Origin of the sequence: Streptomyces durocortorensis (genome assembly GCF_016901035.1) — a bacterium.
Lineage (GTDB): Bacteria > Actinomycetota > Actinomycetes > Streptomycetales > Streptomycetaceae > Streptomyces > Streptomyces durocortorensis.
In genome coordinates, this window is record NZ_JAFEUF010000097.1 from 1 (window position 1) to 24823 (window position 24823).

Genomic DNA, 24823 nt, shown 5'->3' on the forward strand with positions numbered 1-24823 from the left:
CGCCGGGTTTTTTTTCATCCGGGGGGGGGTGGGGGTCTATGTCTGTTTATCCGGCCGCCGGGCGCCGGGGGTGGTTTGGGGGGCCGGGGGGGGGGGGGGGCCGGGCCCCGGGGGGCCGGCACGGCGGGCAGGAGCGCACCCACGACGGCGATGAGCAGACCGCCCAGTCCCAGCGGGAACAGTGCGGCGGCCCGGTGGACGGCGACGACGGAGTCGGGGAAGCGCAGCCCCACACCCTCGCCCATCGCCGGGATCACCCAGCCGTGCAGTGCCACGCCGAGCGGCACGCCCAGGACGCCCGCGACCAGGCCCGTGACGAGGACCGAGGTGAGGACCATGCCGACGGTCTGCCGGGGCGTCATGCCGAGCGCCTTGTGGACACCGATCTCATGGACGCGTTCACGGGTGTCGAGCAGCACGCCGGCGACCACCGCCACGTCGACCCAGGGGGCGACGGCCAGGGACGAGGCGCCGAAGACCTCCTCGGTCTCGGCCATGACCGGGACGGCGAGCAGATGGCCGGCCACGACACCGAGAGCCGTGCCGACGGCGGCCGGAATCAGCGCCTGGCCCACGTAGGCCCGTACGACCTGGGACGGGGTGAAACCGACGGCCTTGAGGACCCCGATGCGCCGCGTGCCCGTACCGACGGCCGACGCGACGACGTTGCCGACGACGAGCACCGACGCACGCGGGTGTGTGCGGCTCCGGAGCTTTGGCGCGCGGGCGGCTCCGCAGCTCCGGCGCGCCCGCGCCGCTCCTACAGCCGCCCCGCCTCCACGATCCGCCGCAGGAACCGCCGCGTGCGCTCCTCGCGCGGCGTGCCGAACACCTCCTCGGGCGTGCCGCGCTCCAGCACCACCCCGGCGTCCAGGAAGCACACCTGGTCGGCCACCTCCCGGGCGAACGCCATCTCGTGCGTCGCGATCACCATCGTCATGCCGTCCTCCTTCACCTCCCGTACGAGACCCAGCACTTCGCCCACCAGCTCCGGGTCCAGGGCGGCCGTGATCTCGTCGAGGAGCAGCAGCCGGGGGCGTACCGCCAGCGCCCGGACGATCGCGGCCCGCTGCTGCTGGCCGCCGCTGAGCCGGTCCGGGTACTCGTCCGCCTTCGCCCCGAGGCCCAGCCGCTCCAGCAGCTCCCCGGCCTGCACCTCCGCCTGCGCCCGGGAGAGCCCGTGGACGCGGCGCGGGGCCAGGGTGATGTTCTGCAGCACCGTCAGATGCGGGAAGAGGTTGTACGCCTGGAACACCACGCCGATCCGCCGGCGCACCGCGTCCGCGTCGGCACGCGGATCGGTGATCTCCTCGCCGTCCAGCCAGATAGCCCCGTCGTCGACCTCCTCCAGGAGATTGGCGCAGCGCAGCAGGGTCGACTTCCCGGAGCCGGAAGCGCCGATCAGCGCGGTCACCGTGTGCGGGGCCACCTCCAGGTCGACGTCCCGCAGCACCAGCGACGTACCGAACGACTTGCGGACCGCCTCCATCCGCAGCACCGGAGCTGTTCCCGCCGCCGTGCTCATACCAGTCCTCCCTGGGCCCGTCGCCGGTCCATGCGGGCCGTCACCCAGTCGGTGAGCCGGGTCATCGGGATGGTCAGTGCCACGAAGACCAGGCCGGCGACGACGTACGGCGTGTAGTTGAAGTCCTTGCTCGCGATGATCTGCGCCGCGTACACGGCGTCCACCGCCCCCGCGATCGAGACGAGCCCGGTGTCCTTCTGGAGCGACACCAGGTCGTTCAGGAGCGGCGGCACCACCCGCCGTACGGCCTGGGGGAGTACGACGAAACGCAGCGCCTGCCCGCTGCTCAGCCCCAGCGAACGGGCCGCGGCCCGCTGTGAGGGGTGCACGGACTCGATGCCCGCCCGGAAGACCTCCGCCACGTACGCCGAGTACGTCAGCACCAGCGCACCGCCGCCCAGCAACACCGGATCGGTGGTCACCCCCTCCAGCCGCAGGGCGGGCACCCCGAACACCACCATCAGCAGGCAGATGATGAGCGGCAGCCCCCGGAAGAAGTCCGTGTACGCGGTCGCCAGCGCCCGGACGGGGAAGAACACCGGCCCGCGCAGCGTGCGCGCCACGGCCAGCAGCAGGCCGAGGACCAGCACGGCCGCCCCGCACACCGCCAGCAGCCGGAGGTTCAGCCACAGCCCCTCCATGACCTGCGGGAGGGCGACGCGCGCGTAATGGGCGCTGAAGAACGTCTCCTTGGAACGGGTCCAGCCGGGGGAGCCGGTGATCAGCAGGAACAGCACCGCGCCCGTCACCAGCGTGCTGGTCGCGGCGATCGCGGTCGCCCGTCGGGTGCGCCCCCGCCGGTAGCGTTCGCGGGCGATCCGGCGCTCGGAGGGGGCGTAGCCGTCCTCGACGACGGCCGGTGTCTTGTGCAGGGTCACTTGAGCACCGGGGCGTCGACGGCGTCGGAGAGCCACTCCTTCTCCAGGGCGGCCAGCGTGCCGTCCTTCCGCAGGGCGTCCACCGCCCCGCTCACGCAGGAGGTGAGCGCGGACTCCTTGTCGAGGACGAGACCGAACTGCTCGGGTTCACCGGGGGAGTCGGCGAACTGGCCCACGACCTCCGCCTCGGGCACCTCGGCCCCGGTGATGTAGAACGCGGTCGGCAGGTCCACCACGATGGCGTCCACCTGGCCGGTCTTCAGCGCCGACTTGGCGAAGTCGTTGCGCTGGTAGACGGCGGGCTTCTCGGCCGGCTTCACCAGGTCCTCGATGAAGTCCAGGCTGGTGGTGCCCACTTGAGCCCCCAGCTTCACGTCCTTGAGGTCGGTCACGTTCTTCGCCTTCGCGGCCTTCGACGACTTCAGGGCGACCACCGCCTGGCGCACGTCGTAGTAGCCGGAGGAGAAGGCGACGGCCTTCTTCCGCTCCTCGCTGACGGAGACCTGGTTGATGTCGAAGTCGAACTTCTTCGCACCGGGCGCGAAGGCGCTGTTGAACGGCACGTGCTGCCAGACCACGGCGTCGCGCCCGTACCCCAGCTCCTTCGCCACGGCGTACGCCACCGCCGACTCGAAGCCCTTTCCGTTGGACGGCTCGTCGTCGGCGAACCAGGGGGCGTACGCGGGCTTGTCGGTGCCGACGGTCAGCTTCCCGGACACCTGGGTGGCGAGCTTGCCGGGTGCGCAGGACGCCGTCGCACCGGCGGCCGGGTCCGGTGCCTTCTCCTCCGCTTGCGGGGCACAGCCGGTGAGGGAGGCGCAGAGGGCGACGGCGGAGCACAGGGCGGTGACCAGGGGCCGGTTGGCGAGATGCATAGCGGGAGACTCGCAGGGCCCGGCGCCCTCTGTCGAGACGTTTCGGCAGCTGTCCGCATCGTGGGAACGGGTGTTGCGGCGGTGTGAACGGACCGGTCCGGCCGGCTCTGCTCCGGACCGGTCCGGTCCGGTCCGGTCCGGCCGGCCCTATTCCGTACCGGACTCCCGCAGGTCCACGATCCGCCGGATCTTGCCCACCGAGCGCTCCAGCGACTCCGGGTCCACGATCTCGACCCCCACCGACACCCCGACCCCGTCCTTCACCGCCGCCGCGATGGCCGACGCCGCCGCCTCCCGGTCGGCCGCGGTGGCGTCCGCGCGCGCCTCCGCCCGGACGGTGAGCGCGTCGAGCCGCCCCTGCCGGGTCAGCCGCAGCTGGAAGTGCGGGGCGACGGCGGGCGTACGCAGCACGATCTCCTCGATCTGGGTGGGGAAGAGGTTCACCCCGCGCAGGATCACCATGTCGTCGCTGCGGCCGGTCACCTTCTCCATGCGGCGGAACGTCCGCGCCGTCCCCGGCAGCAGCCGCGTCAGATCCCGGGTGCGGTAACGGATCACCGGCATCGCCTCCTTGGTCAGCGAGGTGAAGACCAACTCCCCCTCCTCGCCGTCCGCGAGCACCTCACCGGTGAACGGGTCCACGACCTCCGGATAGAAGTGGTCCTCCCAGATGTGCAGCCCGTCCTTCGTCTCCACGCACTCCTGCGCCACCCCCGGGCCCATCACCTCGGAGAGCCCGTATATGTCGACCGCGTCGATGGCGAACCGTTCCTCGATCTCCCGGCGCATCTCCTCGGTCCACGGCTCCGCACCGAAGATCCCGACCTTCAGGGAGGTGGAGCGCGGATCGACGCCCTGCCGCTCGAACTCGTCCAGCAGCGTCAGCATGTACGACGGCGTGATCATGATGATCTCGGGCCGGAAGTCCTGGATCAGCCGCACCTGGCGCGCGGTCATGCCCCCGGACGCCGGGATCACCGTGCAGCCGAGCCGCTCCGCCCCGTAGTGCGCCCCGAGCCCGCCGGTGAACAGCCCGTACCCGTACGCCACATGGACCTTGTGGCCGGGCCGTCCGCCCGCCGCCCGGATCGACCGGGCCACCACGTCCGCCCAGGCGTCCAGGTCCCGTTCGGTGTACCCGACGACCGTCGGACGCCCCGTCGTGCCGCTGGAGGCGTGGATCCTGCGCACCTCGTGCTCCGGTACGGCGAACATCCCGAAGGGGTAGTTGTCCCGCAGATCCGCCTTCACGGTGAACGGGAACCGGGCCAGGTCCGCGAGCGCCCGGCAGTCCTCGGGCCGCAGCCCCGCACGGTCGAAGGCAGCCCGGTAGAAGGGGACGTTGTCGTACGCGTGCCGGAGCGTGGACCTCAGCCGCTCCAGTTGCAGGACCTCCAGCGCGCCCCGGTCGAGCTGTTCCGCCGCGTCCAGCATGGCCGTCATCAGGACCCTTCCTCTCCCGGAGCGGGCGACCGATCATTCGGTCGATCTTCCTGGGAGCAGTAATTCAGGCGGCCGGGGGTGCTGGCAAGAGGCGCGCGGACTTCACGGTCGATCAACCGGCGGCGACGTGTCGATCAGCCCGCGGCGAAGTCCGGTGCGCCCGCTCACCGGTTCCTGTTTGGATGGGGCGCATGCCGATCTTCTCCGCGTACGACACGACGCCGCTCGCCTACCGCCTGGTGGGGGAGGGGGAGCCGCTGATCTGCCTGCCCGGCGGGCCGATGCGGGCGAGCGCGTATCTGGGGGACCTCGGCGGGCTCGCCGCCCACCGGCAGCTCGTTCTGCTGGACCTGCGCGGCACCGGCGCATCCGGTGTGCCCGCGGACCCCTCGACGTACCGCTGCGACCGACTCGTCGACGACGTGGAGGCCCTGCGCGCCCACCTGGGCCTGGAGCGGGTCGACGTCCTGGCCCACTCCGCGGGCGCGGACCTGGCCCTGCTGTACGCGGCCCGCCACCAGGAACGGCTGCGCACCCTGACCCTGGTGACGCCCAGCACCCGGGCCGTGGGCGTCGAGGTGAGCGACCAGGACCTGCGCGAGGCGGCCGAGCTGCGGCGCGACGAGCCCTGGTACCCGGAGGCCCGGGCCGCTCAGGAGGCGCTGCTCGCCGGCGGGCCGTTCGCCGAGCTGTGGCCCGCCGTCCGGCCCCTCACCTACGGCCGCTGGGACGAGGCGGCCCGCGCCCACGCCGAAGCCTCCGCCGGACAGACCAACGCGGAAGCCCGCGGCCGTTACGCCGGGGAAGGGGCCTTCGACCCCGCCGCCACCGCCGCCGCCCTGCGCGAGGTGGCCGTCCCCGTTCTCGTGCTCGCCGGGGAGTACGACGGCCACCCGAGCCCGGACCGGGCCAAGGAGCTCGCCGCGCTCTTCCCGGGAGCCGAGTTCGCCGTCCAGCGCGGCGCCGGGCACTTCCCGTGGCTGGACGACCCCGGCGCCTTCGCCCGTACGGTGGCCGCCTTCCTCGACCCGGACGTCCGCACGGTCCAGGCGGGCGGGGTCCGGCTCGCCTACCGGGAGTGGGGCGCCCCCGGGGCCCCGCCCGTCGTCCTGCTGCACGGCCGGGCGGGCTCCAGCGCGACCTGGACCCGGATCGCGGAGGACCTCGCCGCCGACCACCGTGTGTACGCCCCCGACTTCCGGGGTCACGGGCTGAGCGACTGGCCCGGCCGCTACTCCTTCGAGATGTTCCGCGACGACCTGCACGCCTTCCTGGAAGCCCGCAACCTCGCCGGCGCGACCGTCGTCGGGCACTCCATGGGCGGGGTCGCCGCCTACCTCCTGGCTCAGCGCGAACCGGGCCTGATCGGGCGGCTGATCATCGAGGACGCCCCGCCGCTGCTTCCGCTCGACCCGCCCCGCGCGCCCTCCGTCCGCCCCGAGGGCGACCTCGACTTCGACTGGCCGGTCGTTCCCGACACCGACGCCCAACTCAACGACCCGGACCCGGACGTCGCCGAGCGGTTCGCGGAGATCACCGCGACCACCCTCGTCATCGGCGGCGGGCCCACCAGCCACATCGACCAGGGCCAGCTCGCGCAGATGGTCCGCGCGATACCGCACGCCGAGCTGGTCACCGTCGACGCCGGACACCTGATCCACACGGACCGGCCGGAGGAGTTCCTCACGGCGATCAGGGCGTTCGGGCTCCGCTGAGGCGCGGGTCGGCACAGCCGGATCGAGGCGCGGGGCGGCGCCTCAGCCCCGGCCGCCGCCCGCCGCCACCGCCTGCGCCCACCGGTAGTCCGCCTTGCCGCTCGGCGAGCGCTGGATCCGGTCGGCGAGCACCAGAGCGCGGGGGATCTTGTAGCCGGCGAGCCGCGTCCGGCAGTGCGCCTGAACCGCGTCCAGCGTCAACGCATCCGCCCCATCCCGTAGTTGGACCACGGCGGCGACCCGGTTGCCCCAGCGCTCGTCGGGAACGCCCGCGACGAGCGCGTCGTACACGTCCGGATGGGACTTGAGCGCCTGCTCGACCTCCTCCGGATACACCTTCTCTCCACCGGTGTTGATGCACTGCGAACCCCGGCCCAGCACGGTGACGATGCCGTCCGCGTCCACGGTCGCCATGTCGCCCAGCAGCACCCATCGCTCATCGTCCCGGCGGAAGAAGGTGTCGGCGGTCTTGGCCGGGTCGTTGTAGTAGCCGAGCGGAACATGCCCGCGCTGGGCGATGCGGCCCGGCTCGCCCGGCGCCACCGGTTCGTACGTCACCGGATCCACCACCGCCGTACGGGCGTTGACCTGCACCCGGAACCCCTTCTCGGGGCCCGAGTCGGCGGTGGCCGTGCCGTTGAACCCGGACTCGGAGGAGCCGAAGTTGTTCAGCAGCATCACCGTCGGCACGAGTGCCTGGAACTCCGCCCGTACCGAGTCCGACATGATCGCTCCGGAGCTGGAGACGGAGAAGAGCGATGAGCAGTCCGTCCCGCGCAGTGGTCCCTTCAGGCAGTCGATCAGCGGCCGCAGCATCGCGTCGCCGACCAGCGACACACTGGTGACCTTCTCCTTCTCGATCGTCCGCAACACCTCGTCGGGCACGAACTTGCGGTGCACGACGACCCGTTGACCGAAGTTGAAGCCGATGAAAGCGGTCAGCGTGGAGGTCCCGTGCATCAGCGGCGGCGTGGGGAAGAACGTGATCCCGTCCCCGCCCGCCGCCACCCGCTCCGCCAGCTCCTGCGGGGTCTTCACCGGCTCACCGGTCGGTGCCCCGCCGCCGAGCCCCGAGAAGAACAGGTCCTCCTGACGCCACATCACCCCCTTGGGCATGCCGGTCGTGCCGCCGGTGTAGATGATGAACTGGTCGTCGGCGGAGCGCCGTGCGAAGCCGCGGTCGGGAGAGCCGGACGCCTCCGCCTCGGCGAAGGGCACGGCCGCGGGCCGGGGGCCGGCCGTCGCGTCGGCGGTCCCCACCCGGACCAGATGGCGCAGCCCGGGAGCCTGCGGGGCTGCCGCCGCCACCCGCTCGTCGAACTCGCCGTCGAAGACCAGCGCCGCCAGGTCCGCGTCCCGATAGAGGTACACCAACTCCTCTTCGACGTAGCGGTAGTTGACGTTCACCGGAACGATCCGGGCCTTCAGGGCTCCCAGTACCGTCTGGAGGTACTCCACCCCGTTGTAGAGATGCAGCCCCAGGTGTTCGCCCGGCCGGATCCCCGCGTCGAGCAGGTGGTGGGCGATCCGGTTGGCGGCGGCGTCCAGCTCCGCGTAGGTGAGCCGGCGCTCCGCGCCCGTACCGGGATGGTCGACGTACAGGAGCGCCTCACGGTCGGGCACCGCGTCGACGACCGACTCGAACAGGTCGGCAAGGTTGTACTCCACCGTTCCTCCTGACCCCGGGTGACTGGCGACTCGGCCGTCATTAGAGCGCCGGGCGGCACAAGTGGGAAGGGGTGGCGTCGAAACAATCTGACGAGCTGTCAGAAAACTATTGAACTGCGCCCCCTCCTCCTGCAACCTGTTCCAGATCCGGAGAACAGGAGTCCGTCATGGGCGGTACGGAACACCTCACCGTGCGGCGCGAAGGCGCCACGCTGGTGCTCACCCTGAACAGACCGCAGGCCAGGAACGCGCTCTCGCTGCCGATGCTCGTCGGCCTGTACGACGGCTGGCTCGCCGCCGACGCGGACGACACGGTCCGCTCGGTCGTCCTCACCGGAGCGGGCGGCGCGTTCTGCTCCGGCATGGATCTCAAGGCGCTCGCGGGCGACGGCATGGCGGGGGAGGAGTACCGCGAGCGGACGAAGGCCGACCCGGACCTGCACTGGAAGGCGATGCTGCGCCACCACCGACCGCGCAAACCGGTGATCGCCGCTGTGGAGGGCCCCTGTGTAGCGGGCGGCACCGAGATCCTCCAGGGAACGGATATCCGTATCGCCGGGGCGGGCGCCACCTTCGGGCTCTTCGAGGTCCGCCGCGGCCTCTTCCCGATCGGCGGCTCCACCGTCCGGCTGCCCCGCCAGATCCCCCGCACCCATGCCCTCGAAATGCTCCTCACCGGCCGCCCGTACACCGCCGACGAGGCCGCCGCCATCGGGCTCATCGGCAGGGTCGTGCCCGACGGGACCGCACTGGAGGAGGCCCTCGCCGTCGCCGAGCAGGTCAACGCCTGCGGGCCGCTCGCCGTCGAGGCCGTCAAGGCATCCGTCTACGAGGGCGCCGAGCTGACCGAGAGCGAGGCGCTGGCCGCCGAACTCAAGTGCGGCTGGCCCGTGTTCGCCACCGAGGACGCCAAGGAGGGCGCCCGCGCCTTCGCCGAGAAGCGCCCGCCCGTCTACCGGCGCGCCTGATCCCAGGAGCCGGCGCGCCCGATCCCAGGAGAGAGCCATGACCGACGTCCTCAGCGCCCCGCTGGTGGTCGAATTCCCCTTCACCCGATCCCTGGGCCCCGTCCAGAGCGCCTTCCTCACCGGACTGCGCGAACGTACCGTCCTCGGCGTCCGCACGGAGGACGGCACGGTGCTCGTGCCGCCCGTGGAGTACGACCCCGTCACCGCGAACGAGATCCGCGACCTCGTCGAGGTCGCCCCCACCGGCACCGTCACCACCTGGGCCTGGAACCCGTCCCCGCGCCGCGATCAGCCCCTGGACACCCCCTTCGCCTGGGTGCTCGTCCGCCTCGACGGGGCCGGCACCGCGCTCCTGCACGCCCTCGACGCGCCCGGGCCCGACGCCGTGCACACCGGGATGCGCGTCCGTATCCGCTGGGCCGCGACCCGCACCGGCGCCATCACCGACATCGCTTGCTTCGAACCGTACGAGGGGGAGCCCGGCAACTCCGAACCTGCCCCGCACACCGGGGAGTTCGCCGACCCCGTCACCGGCATCGTCGCCCCGGCCCGCCTCGACTACGTCCACACCCCTGGCCGAGCCCAGAGCGCCTACCTCGCCGCCCTCGAAGGCCACCGCACCGTCGGCGAACGCTGCCCCGCCTGCCGCAAGGTCTACGTCCCCCCGCGCGGAGCCTGCCCCACCTGCGGGGTCGCCACCGCCGAACAGGTCGAAGTCGGCCCGCGCGGCACGGTCACCACGTTCTGCATCGTCAACATCAAGGCGAAGAACCTGGACATCGAAGTCCCCTACGTCTACGCCCACATCGCCCTCGACGGCGCGGACCTCGCCCTGCACGGCCGGATCGCCGGAATCCCCTACGACCAGGTGCGCATGGGCCTGCGCGTCGAGCCCGTCTGGGCCGAAGGCACCCGGCACCCGGACCACTACCGGCCCACCGGAGAACCCGACGCCGACTACGACACGTACAAGGAGCTGGTGTAGATGCGGGACGTGGCCATCGTCGCCTTCGCCCAGAGCGCGCACCGCCGGCGCACCGACGAACTCTCCGAGGTCGACCTGCTGATGCCCGTCCTCCACGAGGTCCTGGGCGCGACCGGGCTCAAGGCGAACGAGATCGGGTTCACCTGCTCCGGCTCCGCCGACTACCTCGCCGGGCGGGCCTTCTCCTTCACCATGGCGCTCGACGGCGTCGGCGCCCACCCGCCCATCTCCGAGTCGCACGTCGAGATGGACGGGGCCTGGGCGCTGTACGAGGCGTGGGTGAAGATCATGACCGGCGAGGCGGACACCGCGCTCGTCTACTCCTACGGCAAGTCCTCGCCCGGCCGGGTCCGCGACGTCCTCACCCGCCAGCTCGACCCCTACTACCTCGCCCCGCTCTGGCCCGACTCCGTCGCCCTCGCCGCCCTCCAGGCCCAGGCCCTCATCGACGCCGGCGACACCGATGAAGCAGCCCTCGCCGAGATCGCCGCCCGCAACCGCACCGCCGCCGTCGACAACCCGTACGCCCAGCTCACCGGCGACGTCCCCTCAGGCGACCACCTCGTGCACCCGCTGCGCACCGGCGACTGCCCGCCCATCGGCGACGGCGCCGCCGCTGTGATCCTCGCCGCCGGAGACACCGCCCGCGCCCTGTGCGAGCGGCCCGCCTGGATCCGGGGCATCGACCACCGCATCGAGGCGCACGGCCTCGGCGTGCGCGACCTCACCGACAGTCCCTCCGCGAGGCTCGCCGCGCAGCACGCCGGAGCCTTCGAACGGCCCGTCGACACCGCCGAGCTGCACGCCCCGTTCACCTCGCAGGAAGTCGTCCTGCGCAAGGCACTCGGGCTCGGCGACGACGTCCGCGTCAACCCCTCCGGCGGAGCGCTCGCCGCCAACCCGATCATGGCCGCCGGCCTCATCCGGCTCGGCGAGGCCGCCGCCCGCATCCACCGCGGCGCGTCCGACCGGGCGCTCGCGCACGCCACCTCCGGGCCCTGCCTGCAACAGAACCTGGTCGCCGTCCTGGAAGGGGAGAGCGCTCATGCCTAAGGAGCCCGTCGCCGTCGTCGGCATCGGCCAGACCAAACACGTCGCCGCCCGGCACGACGTGTCCATCGCCGGACTGGTCCGCGAGGCCGCAGTCCGCGCCCTGGAGGACGCCGGGCTGACCTGGGCCGACATCGACGCCGTCGTCATCGGCAAGGCGCCCGACTTCTTCGAGGGCGTCATGATGCCGGAGCTCTACCTCGCCGACGCGCTCGGCGCCGTCGGCAAACCCATGCTCCGCGTCCACACGGCGGGCTCGGTCGGCGGATCGACGGCCCTGGTCGCCGCCAACCTCGTCGCCGCCCGCGTCCACCGCACCGTCCTCACCCTCGCCTTCGAGAAGCAGTCCGAGTCCAACGCCATGTGGGGCCTCTCCCTGCCCGTCCCCTTCCAGCAACCGCTGCTGGCCGGCGCGGGTGGTTTCTTCGCCCCGCACGTGCGCGCGTACATGCGGCGCACCGGAGCGCCCGACGCGGTCGGCTCGCTGGTCGCGTACAAGGACCGCCGCAACGCCCTGAAGAACCCCTACGCGCACATCCACGACCACGACATCACCCTGGAGAAGGTCCAGTCCTCGCCGATGCTCTGGGATCCGGTCCGCTACTCCGAGACCTGCCCCTCATCAGACGGCGCCTGCGCCATGATCCTCACCGACCGGACCGGCGCGGCCCGCTCGCCCCACCGGCCCGCCTGGGTGCACGGCGGCGCGATGCGCAGCGAACCGACCCTGTTCGCGGGCAAGGACTTCGTCTCCCCGCAGGCAGGCAAGGACTGCGCCGCCGACGTCTACCGGCAGGCCCGGATCACCGACCCGCGCCGGGAGATCGACGCCGTCGAGATCTACGTACCGTTCTCCTGGTACGAGCCGATGTGGCTGGAGAACCTCGGCTTCGCCGACGAGGGCGAGGGATGGAAGCTCACCGAGGCGGGCGTCACCGAACTCGACGGCGACCTCCCCGTCAACCCATCGGGCGGCGTGCTGTCCACCAACCCCATCGGCGCCTCCGGCATGATCCGCTTCGCCGAGGCGGCCCTCCAGGTGCGGGGGAGGGCCGGGGAGCACCAGATCGACGGGGCGACCCGGGCGCTCGGCCACGCCTACGGCGGCGGGGCGCAGTTCTTCGCCATGTGGCTGGTGGGAGCAGAGCCCCCGTCCGGCTGAGAGAACGCAGCGGGCCCGGCCCGGCGGGGCCCGGGCCCGGCTCCGCAACGTGAGCCGGGACACGTAACATGGCAGGCATGTCCTTCCTCCGCCGCCGTAGCGCCGCAACACCCGCGGGCCCGGACTTCGACGTCCTGGCCATGGACCCCGGGGACTGGCCCGGCAACCTCGGCGCCGGTCTGCTCCCCGCCCCCGACGGCAGCTGCCAGGGCGTCTTCCTCCGCTACGACCTGTACGGCGGCCGGGGCCCGGCGATGATCATCGGCAATCTCCCGGAAGGGTCGCCCGCCCGCGAGACCGAGGAGGGCCAGGTCCCCTTCGAGGTGGCCCAACTGCTCCTCGCCCTGGAGAACGACGAGCCGGTCGAGGTCGTCAGCTCCGAGGACGTCCCCGTCATGCAGGGCGACAATCTGCTGATCGTCCGCCGCGTCAAGCTCTCCGAGAGCCGGATCGCCTGCGTCCAGTTCGACCGCAGCGACGGCGTCCTCGTGACGATCGCCAGTTGGGACCGGCCGATCACCGACGACCTCTACACCCTGCTCAAGCCCCTGCCCGCAGAGCTGTTCCAGCAAGGCTGAAACGTATCTCCATAGGCCGCCCGCATATGCCGGGCGGCCTTTTTTTCATGCCCGGACCGCTCCGGTGGGCCGATTCCCGCTCCCTGTGCGACGTCCGGAAATGCGCGTTGACACCGAAGGCGGGGGAGCGGGTACGGTGAGAAAATCTAACGACCGTTCAATGTGTAACGGTCGTTCAGGTTAATCGTCGTTCAGGTTCATCGTTCCCCCCGTCCGGAGGTCCGTCCCCATGGCCAACCCCTACGGCGTTCTCTTCCGGGCGCCGGGCTCCGTGGCCTTCTCCGCCGCGGGCTTCGTCGCCCGCATGCCGCTGTCGATGACCGGCATCGGGATCATCACGATGCTGTCCCAGATGCGCGGCCAGTACGGCCTGGCGGGCGCCGTCTCCGCCACCTTCACGCTCTCCATGGCCCTCTGCGGCCCCCAGATCTCCCGCGTGGTCGACCGGCGGGGACAGAGCAGGGTGCTGCTGCCCGCCACCGGCCTCAGCGTCATCGCCATGGGCGCGCTGCTCCTCTGCGCCCGCTACGACGCCCCCGTCTGGACGCTCTTCGTCAGCGCGGTACTCGCCGGCACGATGCCCAACATGGCCGCGATGGTCCGCGCCCGGTGGACCCACGTCTACCGGGGATCGGACCGCCTGCACACCGCCTACTCCCTGGAGTCGGTCGTCGACGAACTCACCTTCGTGGTGGGCCCCGCGCTCGCGGTCGCGATGAGCACCGCACTCTTCCCGGAGGCCGGGCCCCTGGTGGCGGTGGTGCTGCTCACCCTCGGCGTCCTCATGTTCGTCCCGCAGAAGCGCACCGAACCGCCGGTGCTCCGGCCGGCCGACGACGGCGCCCCGGGCGTCTCGGCGCTGCGCGGCGGACCGCTCCTCCCGCTGGCCCTCACCCTCGTCGCGGGCGGCACGATCGTCGGCACCGTCGACGTGGTGAGCGTCGCCTTCGCCGAGGAGCAGGGATCGCCGGCCGGTGCGGGCATCGTCCTCTCCGTCTACGCGATCGGCTCGGCCGGCGCCGGGCTGGTCTTCGGCGCCCTCCGGCTCACCGTCCCGCTGCCCCGGCTGCTCCTGATGAGCACGGCCGGCACCGCCCTGACGACACTCCCCCTGCTGCTCGTCGGGAACATCGCCACCCTCTCCGCGGCCGTCTTCTTCTCCGGCCTCTTCTTCGCGCCCACCATGATCGTGGTGATGGGGCTGGTCGAGAAGACAGTGCCGCCGGCCGCCCTCACCGAGGGGATGACCTGGGCGATCACCGGCCTCAGCGTGGGTGTCGCGCTCGGCGCCTCGGTGTCGGGCGGTATGGTCGACCGCTTCGGCCCCTCCGGCGGCTTCGCCGTGGCCATCGCCGCGGGCGGTGCGACGGTGCTGCTGGCGCTGATCGCCCAGGGCCCGCTCGACCGGAGTCTGCGGGCGCGCGCCGAGGCGCCCGCAGGCGAGGAGCACGCGAAGTCGGCCCGGTGAACGCCCCGCGGCCGCGAGGAGCGGCACACCGCTCCCGTACCGCTCGACCACGACGCCCGGAGGGCACGATGACCGCATCACCGACCGACGGCCGCCTGCTCAAGGGGGAGCTCCGGCGGCAGGAACTCATCGAGGCCACCCTCCAGGTGGTCGCCCGCGAGGGTGTCGCGGGCGTCAGTCACCGGGCGGTGGCGCGCGAGGCCGACCAGCCCGCCACCGCAGCCGCCTACTACTTCAAGAGCATCGACGACCTGCTCACCGCCGCCCTCACCGCCTGCATGGACCAGGACGCCGAACGGATGCGACGCCTGGCCGAGAACGCCGACGGCGGCCCCGAAGGCCTCACCGCCCTCGCCGAGCTGCTCGCGAACGTGATGGCGGGCCCCGGCAGGCTCCTCGCCGAGTACGAGCTCTACCTGCTCGCCGCCCGCCGGCCGGAGCTGCGCACCTCCACCGGGCGCTGGCTGGACGCCATCGCCGGATACGCCCTGCGCTACACCGACGACCCGGTCCGGGTACAGATCTTCAAGGGCGTCGTCGACGGACTGCTCCTCCAGGGACTGCTGACCGACACCCCGCCGACAGCGGCGGAGTTCGAGGCCGTGCTGCGGCACGTCCTGCTCTGACCGGCCGCTTCGCCATGCCCGCGGCCACGGCCACGGCCCGCCGTGAGAACTTCACGGCGGACCGCGTTCCCGGGAGCCGTACGGCAGGCCCGGCAGCCGCGCGGCAGGCCCGGCAGCCGCCGTTCGGCCCGAGGCGCTAGCCCCGGCTGCCCGCCAACTGGGCCATCATCCGGGTCACCTGCGCCGCGGAGGTGCCGAGCCCCGTGGGACCGACCAGCCGGAGAGGCGCCCCGTGACCGCGCCGCAGGTCCTCCTCGCGGTAGCGGCGGCAGCCCCGGTGCCAGATCAGGATCCCCGCGATCCAGTGCTTGAGCTCCTGCACATAGCCCGCCAGGACCTCCCTCGCCTCGGCGTCCAGGGCGAAGTCGTCGTACAGCACCGGGAGTTCGACCTCGGCGACATGCAGGAACTGCCGCAGCCGCGAGTTCATCAGGTCGTGCACGATCGCCACGCCCGTGGAGTAGTCCACGCCGAAGAAGTTCTGCACGACCAGGACGCCGTTGTGCACCTCCCCTTCGTACTCGATCTCCTTCTGGTACGAGAACAGGTCGTTGAGCAGGCACGCGTAGTCCGCCGCCGCGTTCTCCAGAGAACGCATCGGACCGCTGCGGTAGACCGCTTCCGGCACCTTCCGGCCGTGCCCCAGCCGGCACAGGCTCATCGTCAGGTCCGAACCGAACGTCGCCCGCCGCATCTCCACGTAGTCCACCGGGTCGGGGATGCGGTTCTGCGCCTGGTTCGCCAGCTCCCACAGCCAGCTCTCGGTCATCGTCTCGATCGCGGTACGGAAGGTGCGCCGCGCGCCCGCGTCCATCGGGCCGGCCGTCCTCAGCCACAGGTCGCCCAGACTCCGCTCCAGCGCGTTCACCGGCTCCGGAGTCCCCTCGCCGTCCAGCGGCATGAACAGCGACAGCCGCTCGTTCGCCAGCCGCGCTCCCGCCAGGTCCCGGGTCCGCCCGTGCACCACCGGGAACCAATCGTCCCCGTACGTCCCCCAGGCCAGCCAGCCCGAGGACAGGTCCAGTTCGTCCGGGCTCGCGTCCGGGTGGATGCCCGCCGCACACAGCGGCAGGTCGATCGCGACGATCCGCTCCTCGTCCCAGATGTGCGAACCGGGCACGCCCGGCTGGGCCTCCAGGATGCCCATCCGCCGCGCCCAGTCGACGAGCCGGACCCGCGCGCCCTCCAGATGCGGGCTGAGCGTCGTCCCGAACGGCACGTCGAAGTCCGGCAGCAGCGAGGGGCCCACGTGCTGGTACGGCACATGGCCGTGGCTGCGGGCCCGCGCGGTCTCCGAGCGGAGCGTGAACCTGATGGAGGCGGCGGACATGCCGAAGCCGGCCACGGCCTCGCCCGCGCCGCCGCCGTTCATGTAGCGGCTGGAGCGCATGTGCCATTCGTGGCCGCCGGACTGCCAGTCCTGGAGCCCCTTGACGTACGCCAGCACGGCGGCGGTCTGCGTCGGGTCCAGGCCCTTCTCGGCGCAGAGCGGGCCGAGTTCGGTCAGGGCGGTGTTCTCGAACTGCTGGAGCCGTGAGGTCAGCAGGTCGTTGACGGACTCGGCGGCCTCCTGTGTGGAGCAGCCGAGGAACTTCTCCAGCACCAGCACGCCGTTGCTGTTCTCCCCTTCGTCCTCCACCTCCCGCTGGTAGGAGAAGAGGTCGTTGCGCAGGTGCACGGCGTCGGAGAAGGCGTCCCGCAGCACCCGCAGCGGGCGGGCACCGGCGACCTGGGCGGGCACCTCGGCGTTCGCCGCGTACTCCACCAGTCCCGCGGACCAGGGCGCGCCGCCGACCTTGCGGCGCATCTCGATGTACTCGACGGGGTTCGCGATGCGGCCCTCGTGGATGTTGGCGAGCTCCCAGAGCGACTCGTTGAGGAGGTTCTCCGTCGACTCCGCGAACCGGGCCCGCCAGGCGTCCGTCATCGCCGGGACCGTCCGGGCCCACAGATCGGCGAGTCCTGCTTCGACGGGGTTCTCCGGGGCCGGTGTCGCGGCGCCGCGCTCCATCGGCATGAAGGCGGGCAGCCGGTCCAGATACCGCTTGCCGCCCTCCCGGTCGGGCGTGCGCTTGAACAGCTCCAGGAAGTGGTCGTCGAAGAAGAAGACCCACACGTACCAGTCGGTGACCAGGGACAGGGCCTCGGCCGAGCAGTCGGGGTGGGTGTAGGCGCACAGCAGGGCGTAGTCGTGCGCCTCCAGGTCCTTCTCCTCCCAGATGCCGGACCCCTCCAGCATCCCCATGGAGCGGGCCCACTCGCGCGTGTGCGTGCGTGCCGCCTCCACATGAGGGTTGAGCCGCGCCGGATACGGAACATAGAAGTCCGGCAGTGAGAAGGGCTGTGCCATGTGCGTCAGGCCTTTCCAGAAGCCTCCGCGCGGGGAAACGCGCGGACCGGTGATGTCCGCGCAGCACTACCCTTCGGCCATACGGAGCACGCACGACGGCGATTAGTCAGATCATCGCGGCTTGGCCTGTGCGTGCTCGGAAGTCGGTCGCTCAGTAGGCGGAGTCGACGTTGTCGATCGAGCCGTACCGGTCCGCGGCGTAGTTCGCGGCGGCGGTGATGTTGGCGACCGGGTCGGTGAGCTTCTTCGGGGTGCCCTTGACGTGGTACGCGTCGAAGGTGGGCTGGATCACCTGGAGGAGACCCTTGGAGGGAATGCCGTTCTGCGCGTTGATGTCCCAGTCGTTGACGGCGTTCGGGTTGCCGCTGGACTCGCGCATGATGTTGCGGTGCAGCCCCTCGTAGGAGCCGGGGATGTTCTTCTTCTCCATGATGTCGAGCGACTCGCGGATCCAGCCGTCGAGGTTGTTCTTGAACTTCTTGGGCGTGACGGCCTTGCGCTCGGTGGAACGGTTGGCGGCCTGCTTCTCGGAGCGCGCCTTCTCGGCGGCCTTCTCCGCGGTCGCCTTGTCGGCGGCCTTCTTCGCGGCGGCTTCCTTGGCGGCGTTCTCCTTGGCGGCCTTCTCGGCCGCGTCCTTCGCCGTGGGGACGCCCGCCGCGGCGACCGGCTCCACGGAGATGGAGGGCCGGGTCGCGGTGGTCTGCGCTTCGCTCGGACCGCCGGTGGCGGTTATGGCGGTGACGGAACCGGCCGCGACGAGCACGGCGGTGGCGATCTTGTGCGAGCGGGTGATGCGCAGGGTGGAGATGCGGGGCATGCGTGAGCTCTTCCTATGGGGGACGGGCTTCGCGGCCTTCGCGCCGCGTCGGCAGGAACCGGGTCGTCCGGGCCGCGGTCGCCGGTGGGCGATCGACGCGGGCTCGAACTCGGTGCTTGCCGGGATCCATGGTTAGCGGGCACCGACATAGGAAGCAATGACCGCCTTTACTACTCTTCATCGTGATATGCCAATTTATGAGCCATATGGGCGGTTCGTTACGCCGGACGGGACGGCTCACGCCTACTACCGGAGGCCGTAGGTGACGTGGGTCTCGTGGCGGGCCTCACCCGCCGGGGCCCCTGGGACAGCACAGGGTCAGCACCCGGTCACGGGCGGGCAGGGCCCGGACGAGCGGTCTCGGACCGCCGTGCGGGCCCCGGAACGCACAACAGCGCGCTGCGGGAACGGTGTGTCGGCACCGGTCCCGCAGCGCGCTTCCTTCTTCACAGTGGTCTGGTCACTGTGGTCCTCGGCAGGTGGGCCGTGGCCCCGCCTGCCGTCTCCTGCCGTCCTCCCTAGCCGTCTCGGCGCAGCCGTCGTCCCCGCTCAGCGCGTGCCGACCGCCGCCCGCACCGCCCTCCGCGCCATGGCGCAGTCGTCGTGCAGCCTCCGCAGCAGCAGCCGCTGCTCCTCGCCCGAGGAGAGCGCGCCGGGACGGTCCTGCCCCGCACCCACCGGGGGCGCCTCGCGCATGGTGCGCTGGACCGCCGTCTCGTAATTGCGGATCTCGCGGGTCAGCACCAGCATCAGGTTCACCAGGAAGGCGTCCCGCGCGGCCGGGCCCCGGGCCTGGGCCAGCTGGCTGATCTGGCGTCGCGCCACCGGGGCGTCGCCCAGCACCGCCCACAGCGTCGCCAGGTCGTACCCCGGGAGATACCAGCCGGCGTGCTCCCAGTCGACGAGCACGGGCCCGGTCGGCGACAGCAGGATGTTGGAGAGCAGGGCGTCCCCGTGGCAGAACTGGCCCATGCCCTGCCGGCCGCCCGCGTGGGCCAGGCCGTGCAGCAGCTTCTGCAGGTCACCGAGGTCACGGTCGGTGAACAGACCGAGCTCGTGGTACCGGGAGATCCGCGAGGCGTAGTCGAGCGGCGCCTCGAACAGCCCGGGCGGCGGCCGCCAGGCGTTCACCCGGGCGATCGCGCCCAGCGCCGCGCGGATGTCCGCCCGCGGCGGGGCCTCCGCCGGGTGCCGGGTCAGGGCGGCGACCCGGCCGGGCATCCGCTCGATCACCAGCGTGCAGTTCTCCGGATCCGCCGCGATCAGCCGGGGCACCCGAACCGGGGGGCGGTGCCGGACGAACGCGCGGTACGCCGCTATTTCGTGCCGGAACCGCTCGGTCCACGCCGGCGAATGGTCCAGTAAACACTTCGCCACGGCGGTCGCCCGCCCGGTCGTTCCGACGATCAGGACCGAACGGCCGCTGCGGCGCAGGACCTGGACCGGGTTGAACTCGGGGCAGATGCGCTGCACGGAGGCGATGGCCATCCGTACCTGCGCGCCCTGCGGCCCGGACAGGTCGATCCTTCCGCTGAGCGGTCCGGCGCCCGGCCCCGGGGCCCGTCGGGCCCGGCCCGGACCCGGCGCCGGCGCGCCGGCGTGAGGGGCGAGATAGGGCCCGCCGCCCGCGCCCATCGGGCGGAGCGGACGGGGCGGGGCGGACACGGAGGACGATGCTGTGTACATGGGCGAGACAGATCCCTTCGTGCGCCGACAAGGTACGTGCGCCAACCCGGCCGACGGCCGTTCGGCACCCTGGGGAGTACCTAGGGCTGCCGGGCGGGGTGGCGCACTCCTACCTGACAACGGGTCACGGGTGGCAGACCATCTGGCGGACCCTGGCGAACCCTGGCGAATAGTCACAGCGCATCTGACATGGGGTTAGTGTCAAGTCAGCCGAGAACCTGGGGGCTTGAAGTGACCGGAGAACCCAACACCCGCCTGAGCGACCTGTTCGGCCTGGCCGGCTGGTCCAAGGGCGAACTCGCGAGAATGGTGAACCGGCAGGCGGCGGCCATGGGCCACCCGCAGCTGGCCACCGACACCTCGCGCGTCAGGCGCTGGATCGACATGGGGGAGTCCCCCCGTGATCCCGTGCCCGAAGTGCTGGCAGCTCTGTTCACCGAGCGGCTCGGCCGTGTCGTGACCATCGAGGACCTCGGGTTCGGCCGACGCGGGCGTGTGGGAAAACGGCGTGACTCCGGGACGGAACACGATCCCGATCAATTGCCGTGGGCGCCCGAACGGACGGCAGCGGTCCTCACCGAATTCACGGGAATGGACCTCATGCTCAACCGACGCGGCATGGTGGGCGCGGGCGCCGCGCTCGCCGCCGGCTCAACCATCGCCGGCCCCCTGTACGACTGGCTTCGCAGCAGCCCCGCTTCCGCGGCCGACGCGCCACGTGCCAACGATCCCCAGCACGCCGACCCCGCCGGTCTCGACCGGTACGAGGCCGCGCCTGTGGGCTCCGAGGAGATCGAGGCCCTGGAGCACTCGGTCGAGGTCTTCCGCGCCTGGGACGCGTCCCGGGGCGGCGGACTCCAGCGCAAGGCGGTCGTGGGCCAGCTCAACGAGGTGGGCGGCATGCTCGCCTACCGTCACCCCGACCATCTCCAGCGCCGCCTGTGGGGCGTCGCCGCCAACCTCGCCGTCCTGGCGGGCTGGATGTCCCACGACGTCGGCCTCGAACCCACCGCTCAGAAGTACTTCGTCATCGCGACCCACGCGGCCCGCGAGGGCGGCGACCGGCCGCGCGCCGGAGAGGCGCTCTCCCGGGCAGCGCGCCAGATGGTGCACCTGGGCCGCCCCGACGACGCGCTCGACCTGATGAAGCTCGCCAAATCCGGCTCGGGCGACGAGACCCTGCCCCGTACGCAGGCGATGCTGCGCACCATCGAGGCCTGGGCACAGGCGTCGATGGGCCGAGGCCAGGCGATGCGGCGCACTCTCGGCGAGGCCGAGGAGCTCTTCGTCTCGGACAAGGGCGACGTGCCGCCGCCCAGTTGGATGCAGATGTTCGACGAGGCCGACATGCACGGCATGCAGGCGCTCGCCTTCCGTACGCTGGCCGAGCACGACCCGGGAGCGGCGATCATCGCCCAGCGCCATGCCAAGCAGGCGCTGGAGCTGAGGATCAACGGCCGCCAGCGGTCGAAGATCTTCGACTACATCTCCCTGGCCTCGGCCTGCTTCATCGCCAACGACCCCGAACAGGCCGACCGTTACGCCCGGCTCGCCTTGGTGTCGATGGGGGAGACCTCCTCGCACCGCACCTGGGACCGGCTCCGCGAGATGTACCGGCTCACCGGACAGTTCGCCGGATACGCCGGGATCCAGGATCTGCGCGAGGAGATCGAGCTGTCGATGCCGAACCAGAAGAAGGCCAGGGAAACGCAGATCTGACCCGGCCCGGCCGGGCCGCACTCCTTCACGCTCTGATCCCTCTTCACGCCCTGATCCGTCCGGGCACGGTCCGGGAACCTTCACGCCCGGGTACGCCCGCGCTCCCTCACGCTCCGATGCGGGCGACCAGCACGCACGCGTCGTCCAGCCGCTCGGTCCCGCCGAACTCCTCGACGACGCTCCGGACGCACTCCTGTGCCGTACGGGCGTCTGCGAACCGAGGGGCGAGGGCGAGCAGCGCCTCCGGGCCCGCACCCCGGTCGCCGCGTCGGGTCAGGCCGTCGGTGTGCAGGACGAGCACATCGCCGGGGAGCAGCCGTACCTCGTCCTGCTCGAACACGGCTTGGGGCGCGGCACCCAGCAGCATCCCGTCCGGCGGCGGCAGGAGGCGTCCCGAACCGCCGCGGCAGAGCAGTGGTGCGGGGTGCCCGGCCTGCGCCCAGGAAAGGAGGGAGGTCTCGGGGTCGAAGCGGCAGCACAGGGCACTGCCCAGCGCGGGCTGTACCGACGTCTCCAGCACCTGGTTGAGGTGCCCCATCAGCGCGCCCGGCTCGATGCCGGCCACGGCCATGCCGCGCAGGGCGCCCAGCACCATCGCCATCGCCGAGGTGGCGGGGACGCCGTGCCCGGTGAGGTCGCCGACGGTGAGCAGGGTGCGTCCGTCCGGCAGTTCCATCGCGTCGTACCAGTCGCCGCCGATGAGCCCGCTCGACTCGGAGGGGAGGTAGTGCGCCGCGATGTCCAGGGCCCCCGGGCCCCGGGCCGGGAGCCGCAGCGATCCGCGCCACGGCGGCAGGACGGTCTCCTGGAGCTCCACGGCGATGCGGTGCTCGGTGCGCTCGATGTGCTCCTCGCGCCGCACCGACGCGCGGCTCCTGCTCACGGCCTGCTCGCTGCGGCGCAGCTCACTGACGTCCCGCAGGACCGCCCACATGGAGGCGGTGCAGCCCTCGGCGTCGAGCACCGGCTCGCCCGTCATGTGCAGTGTCCGCGTGCCGCCGTCGGGGCGCACGATGCGGAACTCGCCGTCCATCGGCCGGCCGTCGACGAGGCAGCCCGTCACCATGGCCGTCAGCAGCGGCTGGTCCTCGGGCAGCAGCACGGACGGCAGGTCGTCCAGGGAGAGGGGCGTGGAGCCCGGCGGCCTGCCGAAGATCTCGTACAGCTCGTCGGACCAGCTGCACTCGTCGGTGAGGAGGTTCCACTCGGCGCTGCCCACCCGGTTCAGCAGGGAACCGGACGGCGGGTCGCCCGGCGCCCCGCCGTCCCCGGGGGCACACTCCTCGGCACGCGGGCCGGGCAGGCCCGCCCTGAGCTGCCCCAGGTGTTCGTCGAGGTTGTCCAGGTGGTGAACGGCCAGCTCGCACAGAGCACGCTGCCAGCGCAGCTGGGGGTCGTCCTCGTCGAACACGACGGCGTCCCGCCGCACGGCGTCCACGTCACCGCGCAGCCGGCGCGTCCGGTTGATCAGGTCGTCGACGGCGTCGTGCGCGGGAAGCTGTGGTGCGGGGCGGTCCGCGAAGAGGGGGGACGGCATCTCGTACTCCGATACAGGCGCGGCCTAGCCGGTTCTGAAGGGTGGACCGCTACTGACTGTCGCACAGGGCGCGGCGGGCCGTAAGGGATTCGGCAACACTCGATGCGTAGATGCTTCCGGCATATGCCAGCGGCTCTCCGGAGGGGCGGCAATCCGAACATGCTTGCGTGTGGGGCGAGTTGGCCGACCCGTTCGGGGTGCATGACGAGGCGGGAATGCCGGGAGGCGGACCCGCGTTACGTCACCAGAACGAAAACGAATCCCATTCCCGATACGGGAGTGGGGTCGGCAGAGACATACGGGAGGCGCCCATGGCACGCAGCGAGACCAGGCCCGTCGTCACCCTCCGGTCCACCGCCGGAACGGGTCGCAGCTATGCGACACGCAAGAACTGCCGCAACAACCCGGACCGGCTGGAGCTTCGCAAGTTCGACTCCGCCGCCGGCCGCCACGTCCTGTTCCGCGAGGTCCGCTGACCGCCCGGAAGAGGCCTCTCGCCCCGTACGCCACCGCTCTTCGCGGTGAGGAAGGAACGCATCGATGAAGTCCCGCATCCACCCCGAGTCCCGTCCCGTGGTCTTCCGCGACCGCGCGGCTGACGTCGCCTTCCTGACCCGCTCGACCGCCGACTCCGGCGAGCGCGTGCAGTGGGAGGACGGCAACACCTACCCCGTCATCGACGTCGAGACGTCGTCGGCGAGCCACCCGTTCTACACCGGCGGCAGTCAGGTGCTCGATGCGGCGGGCCGCGTCGAACAGTTCCGGCGCCGCTACGGCGCCGGCGAGACGTCGGGAGGCTGACCGGACGGGTCCTGATCAGGGAGGGGCCCGGAATCCCGTGCTGTGGATCACATCCGCGGGGGCGGGTTCCCGGGAACACCCCAGGATGGTTTATCGTTCATCTATACGTGGGTGTGAGGGGGACAGTGTCCCCGGGCCTCACCTGAAGCCCATGGGGAAGATCGCACCGCCGAAGCCCCATGGAGCCCTCCGCCGAGAGGCGACCGCCCTTGACGCCCGCACTCAAGCCGCCCCGGCTGGATTCCCCCGATCCGGCCGGGGCTTCCTCTTGCCCGGCCGGGGCTTTCCCCTGCGCGGCCGGAGCCGACCGCCCGGAACCGTCTCCAGGACCAGCGCACCGGCAGCCATCACCAACGCGCCCAACGCCGCCCCGGGGCTCCACCACCGCTCGGCCAGCGCAGCGACCGCCGCCCCCACCACCACCGCGGCCAGCCGCCCCAGCACCCACCCGTCCCCGCCGCGCAGCTCCCACAAGGCCACCCGGCCCGCGAGCGAGGTCAGTGTCCCGGTGAAGTAGTTCGTCGGCGTCATCCGTACGCGCCCCTGGACGCCCATAGCCACCGCCACCAGCGCCAGCAGCCCGAGCCGGTCCCCGTACGACGTGACCAGCTCCAGCCCCCACAGCACGGCCGCCGCCCCCAGCAGGACGACCTCCACCCCCAGCAGCACCGGAGCCGGGGCCTCACGCCGTCCGGTCAGCCGCGCGCCCACCGCCACCCCGCAGAAATACGCGCCAAGGGCGACCGCCACCTTCAGCGCCACCCCGTCCTCGCCCGCTCCTGCGGCGGACGCCCCGAGCAGCACCAGATTCCCGGTCATCACCCCGGCGAAGACCTGTCCCACGCAGAGGAAGACGAACGCGTCCGCCGCCCCGGAAGCCGCCGACAGGAGAAGTAGCGCCCCCTCGCCGCGCCACGGCACAGCACCGCCCCGGGACGGCCGGGACGAGGAAGGCGGGGACGGCGGGGGCGC

At 71.9% G+C, this 24823-nt stretch carries 22 protein-coding genes; 11 read left to right on the plus strand and 11 right to left on the minus strand.

Annotation, left to right across the window (positions count from 1 at the left end):
* Positions 1–14: 14 nt before the first annotated feature.
* From JS521_RS19140 to paaK, 5 genes are all read right to left on the minus strand, one after another.
* Positions 15–683 carry an FtsX-like permease family protein gene (locus tag JS521_RS19140; RefSeq protein ID WP_307847916.1) on the minus strand — a complete coding sequence of 223 codons (669 nt, stop codon included), beginning with the start codon at positions 681–683 and terminating at the stop codon, positions 15–17.
* A gap of 77 nt (positions 684–760) precedes the next feature.
* The gene (locus JS521_RS19145; RefSeq protein WP_205084196.1) at positions 761–1525 is read right to left on the minus strand and encodes an amino acid ABC transporter ATP-binding protein; all 765 of its coding nucleotides are present in this window, start codon (positions 1523–1525) and stop codon (positions 761–763) included.
* Positions 1522–2403, minus strand: coding sequence for an amino acid ABC transporter permease (locus JS521_RS19150; protein ID WP_205084197.1), 882 nt, complete (start codon positions 2401–2403; stop codon positions 1522–1524). Before JS521_RS19150 ends, JS521_RS19145 begins: the two co-directional genes overlap by 4 nt.
* Entirely contained in the window at positions 2400–3278 is an 879-nt protein-coding gene (locus tag JS521_RS19155; protein WP_205084198.1) for an ABC transporter substrate-binding protein, read from the minus strand. The genes JS521_RS19150 and JS521_RS19155 overlap by 4 nt, the downstream gene beginning before the upstream one ends.
* A 147-nt stretch (positions 3279–3425) precedes the next feature.
* Positions 3426–4721, minus strand: coding sequence for a phenylacetate--CoA ligase PaaK (gene paaK / locus JS521_RS19160; RefSeq protein ID WP_205084199.1), 1296 nt, complete (start codon positions 4719–4721; stop codon positions 3426–3428).
* Between the two features lie 191 nt (positions 4722–4912).
* Here paaK and JS521_RS19165 point away from each other — a divergent pair, with 191 nt between their 5' ends.
* Positions 4913–6436, plus strand: coding sequence for an alpha/beta fold hydrolase (locus JS521_RS19165; protein ID WP_205084200.1), 1524 nt, complete (start codon positions 4913–4915; stop codon positions 6434–6436).
* 42 nt (positions 6437–6478) lie between these two features.
* On the opposite strand, the gene JS521_RS19170 is transcribed toward JS521_RS19165, so the two are convergent.
* Complete coding sequence (locus JS521_RS19170; protein ID WP_205084201.1) at positions 6479–8104, minus strand: acyl-CoA synthetase; 1626 nt, start codon at positions 8102–8104, stop codon at positions 6479–6481.
* A gap of 167 nt (positions 8105–8271) precedes the next feature.
* Between JS521_RS19170 and JS521_RS19175 the strand changes: the two genes are divergently transcribed.
* The 7 genes from JS521_RS19175 to JS521_RS19205 all read left to right on the plus strand — a co-directional run bounded on the left by JS521_RS19175 (position 8272) and on the right by JS521_RS19205 (position 14941).
* Positions 8272–9072, plus strand: coding sequence for a crotonase/enoyl-CoA hydratase family protein (locus JS521_RS19175; protein WP_205084202.1), 801 nt, complete (start codon positions 8272–8274; stop codon positions 9070–9072).
* A 37-nt stretch (positions 9073–9109) separates the two neighbouring features.
* Entirely contained in the window at positions 9110–10057 is a 948-nt protein-coding gene (locus tag JS521_RS19180) for a Zn-ribbon domain-containing OB-fold protein (protein WP_205084203.1), read from the plus strand.
* Positions 10058–11110, plus strand: coding sequence for a thiolase family protein (locus JS521_RS19185; RefSeq protein ID WP_205084204.1), 1053 nt, complete (start codon positions 10058–10060; stop codon positions 11108–11110). It begins immediately after the preceding gene.
* On the plus strand, positions 11103–12269 hold the full coding sequence (locus tag JS521_RS19190) for a thiolase family protein (protein WP_205084205.1): 1167 nt from the start codon (positions 11103–11105) through the stop codon (positions 12267–12269). Before JS521_RS19185 ends, JS521_RS19190 begins: the two co-directional genes overlap by 8 nt.
* A gap of 77 nt (positions 12270–12346) precedes the next feature.
* Positions 12347–12847, plus strand: coding sequence for a hypothetical protein (locus JS521_RS19195; protein ID WP_205084206.1), 501 nt, complete (start codon positions 12347–12349; stop codon positions 12845–12847).
* A gap of 229 nt (positions 12848–13076) precedes the next feature.
* Positions 13077–14315 (plus strand): MFS transporter, encoded by a 1239-nt coding sequence (locus JS521_RS19200; protein WP_205084207.1) that lies wholly within the window; start codon positions 13077–13079, stop codon positions 14313–14315.
* Between the two features lie 68 nt (positions 14316–14383).
* Entirely contained in the window at positions 14384–14941 is a 558-nt protein-coding gene (locus JS521_RS19205; RefSeq protein WP_205084208.1) for a TetR/AcrR family transcriptional regulator, read from the plus strand.
* A 136-nt stretch (positions 14942–15077) separates the two neighbouring features.
* Here the strand turns inward: JS521_RS19205 and JS521_RS19210 are convergent, their stop codons facing one another.
* The 3 genes from JS521_RS19210 to JS521_RS19220 all read right to left on the minus strand — a co-directional run bounded on the left by JS521_RS19210 (position 15078) and on the right by JS521_RS19220 (position 19794).
* The gene (locus tag JS521_RS19210; protein ID WP_205084209.1) at positions 15078–17291 is read right to left on the minus strand and encodes a terpene synthase family protein; all 2214 of its coding nucleotides are present in this window, start codon (positions 17289–17291) and stop codon (positions 15078–15080) included.
* A 151-nt stretch (positions 17292–17442) separates the two neighbouring features.
* Positions 17443–18108, minus strand: coding sequence for a transglycosylase SLT domain-containing protein (locus JS521_RS19215; RefSeq protein WP_205084210.1), 666 nt, complete (start codon positions 18106–18108; stop codon positions 17443–17445).
* A gap of 549 nt (positions 18109–18657) precedes the next feature.
* Positions 18658–19794: an aminoglycoside phosphotransferase family protein gene (locus JS521_RS19220; protein WP_205084211.1), complete on the minus strand. Its 1137-nt coding sequence runs from the start codon at positions 19792–19794 to the stop codon at positions 18658–18660.
* 231 nt (positions 19795–20025) lie between these two features.
* Here JS521_RS19220 and JS521_RS19225 point away from each other — a divergent pair, with 231 nt between their 5' ends.
* Positions 20026–21513 carry a DNA-binding protein NsdB gene (locus JS521_RS19225; RefSeq protein WP_205084212.1) on the plus strand — a complete coding sequence of 496 codons (1488 nt, stop codon included), beginning with the start codon at positions 20026–20028 and terminating at the stop codon, positions 21511–21513.
* A 106-nt stretch (positions 21514–21619) separates the two neighbouring features.
* Here the strand turns inward: JS521_RS19225 and JS521_RS19230 are convergent, their stop codons facing one another.
* Complete coding sequence (locus JS521_RS19230; RefSeq protein WP_205084213.1) at positions 21620–23050, minus strand: PP2C family protein-serine/threonine phosphatase; 1431 nt, start codon at positions 23048–23050, stop codon at positions 21620–21622.
* A 311-nt stretch (positions 23051–23361) separates the two neighbouring features.
* On the opposite strand from JS521_RS19230, the gene rpmG reads away from it, so the two are divergent.
* Both rpmG and JS521_RS19240 read left to right on the plus strand, forming a co-directional pair.
* Positions 23362–23526: a 50S ribosomal protein L33 gene (rpmG, locus tag JS521_RS19235; RefSeq protein ID WP_205084214.1), complete on the plus strand. Its 165-nt coding sequence runs from the start codon at positions 23362–23364 to the stop codon at positions 23524–23526.
* A 64-nt stretch (positions 23527–23590) separates the two neighbouring features.
* Entirely contained in the window at positions 23591–23851 is a 261-nt protein-coding gene (locus JS521_RS19240; RefSeq protein WP_205084215.1) for a type B 50S ribosomal protein L31, read from the plus strand.
* A 222-nt stretch (positions 23852–24073) separates the two neighbouring features.
* Here JS521_RS19240 and JS521_RS19245 read toward each other — a convergent pair whose 3' ends face one another.
* Positions 24074–24772, minus strand: coding sequence for a YoaK family protein (locus tag JS521_RS19245; RefSeq protein WP_205084216.1), 699 nt, complete (start codon positions 24770–24772; stop codon positions 24074–24076).
* Between the last annotated feature and the right edge of the window lie 51 nt (positions 24773–24823).

Coding starts and splice junctions, on each gene's coding strand:
- JS521_RS19215 (WP_205084210.1), bottom strand. CDS start 18,108: ATGCCCCGCATCTCCACCCTGCGCATCACCCGCTCGCACAAGATCGCC.
- JS521_RS19200 (WP_205084207.1), top strand. CDS start 13,077: ATGGCCAACCCCTACGGCGTTCTCTTCCGGGCGCCGGGCTCCGTGGCC.
- JS521_RS19165 (WP_205084200.1), top strand. CDS start 4,913: ATGCCGATCTTCTCCGCGTACGACACGACGCCGCTCGCCTACCGCCTG.
- JS521_RS19175 (WP_205084202.1), top strand. CDS start 8,272: ATGGGCGGTACGGAACACCTCACCGTGCGGCGCGAAGGCGCCACGCTG.
- JS521_RS19190 (WP_205084205.1), top strand. CDS start 11,103: ATGCCTAAGGAGCCCGTCGCCGTCGTCGGCATCGGCCAGACCAAACAC.
- JS521_RS19205 (WP_205084208.1), top strand. CDS start 14,384: ATGACCGCATCACCGACCGACGGCCGCCTGCTCAAGGGGGAGCTCCGG.
- JS521_RS19155 (WP_205084198.1), bottom strand. CDS start 3,278: ATGCATCTCGCCAACCGGCCCCTGGTCACCGCCCTGTGCTCCGCCGTC.
- JS521_RS19195 (WP_205084206.1), top strand. CDS start 12,347: ATGTCCTTCCTCCGCCGCCGTAGCGCCGCAACACCCGCGGGCCCGGAC.
- JS521_RS19230 (WP_205084213.1), bottom strand. CDS start 23,050: ATGCCGTCCCCCCTCTTCGCGGACCGCCCCGCACCACAGCTTCCCGCG.
- JS521_RS19145 (WP_205084196.1), bottom strand. CDS start 1,525: ATGAGCACGGCGGCGGGAACAGCTCCGGTGCTGCGGATGGAGGCGGTC.
- JS521_RS19220 (WP_205084211.1), bottom strand. CDS start 19,794: ATGTACACAGCATCGTCCTCCGTGTCCGCCCCGCCCCGTCCGCTCCGC.
- JS521_RS19240 (WP_205084215.1), top strand. CDS start 23,591: ATGAAGTCCCGCATCCACCCCGAGTCCCGTCCCGTGGTCTTCCGCGAC.
- JS521_RS19210 (WP_205084209.1), bottom strand. CDS start 17,291: ATGGCACAGCCCTTCTCACTGCCGGACTTCTATGTTCCGTATCCGGCG.
- rpmG (WP_205084214.1), top strand. CDS start 23,362: ATGGCACGCAGCGAGACCAGGCCCGTCGTCACCCTCCGGTCCACCGCC.
- JS521_RS19180 (WP_205084203.1), top strand. CDS start 9,110: ATGACCGACGTCCTCAGCGCCCCGCTGGTGGTCGAATTCCCCTTCACC.
- paaK (WP_205084199.1), bottom strand. CDS start 4,721: ATGACGGCCATGCTGGACGCGGCGGAACAGCTCGACCGGGGCGCGCTG.
- JS521_RS19185 (WP_205084204.1), top strand. CDS start 10,058: ATGCGGGACGTGGCCATCGTCGCCTTCGCCCAGAGCGCGCACCGCCGG.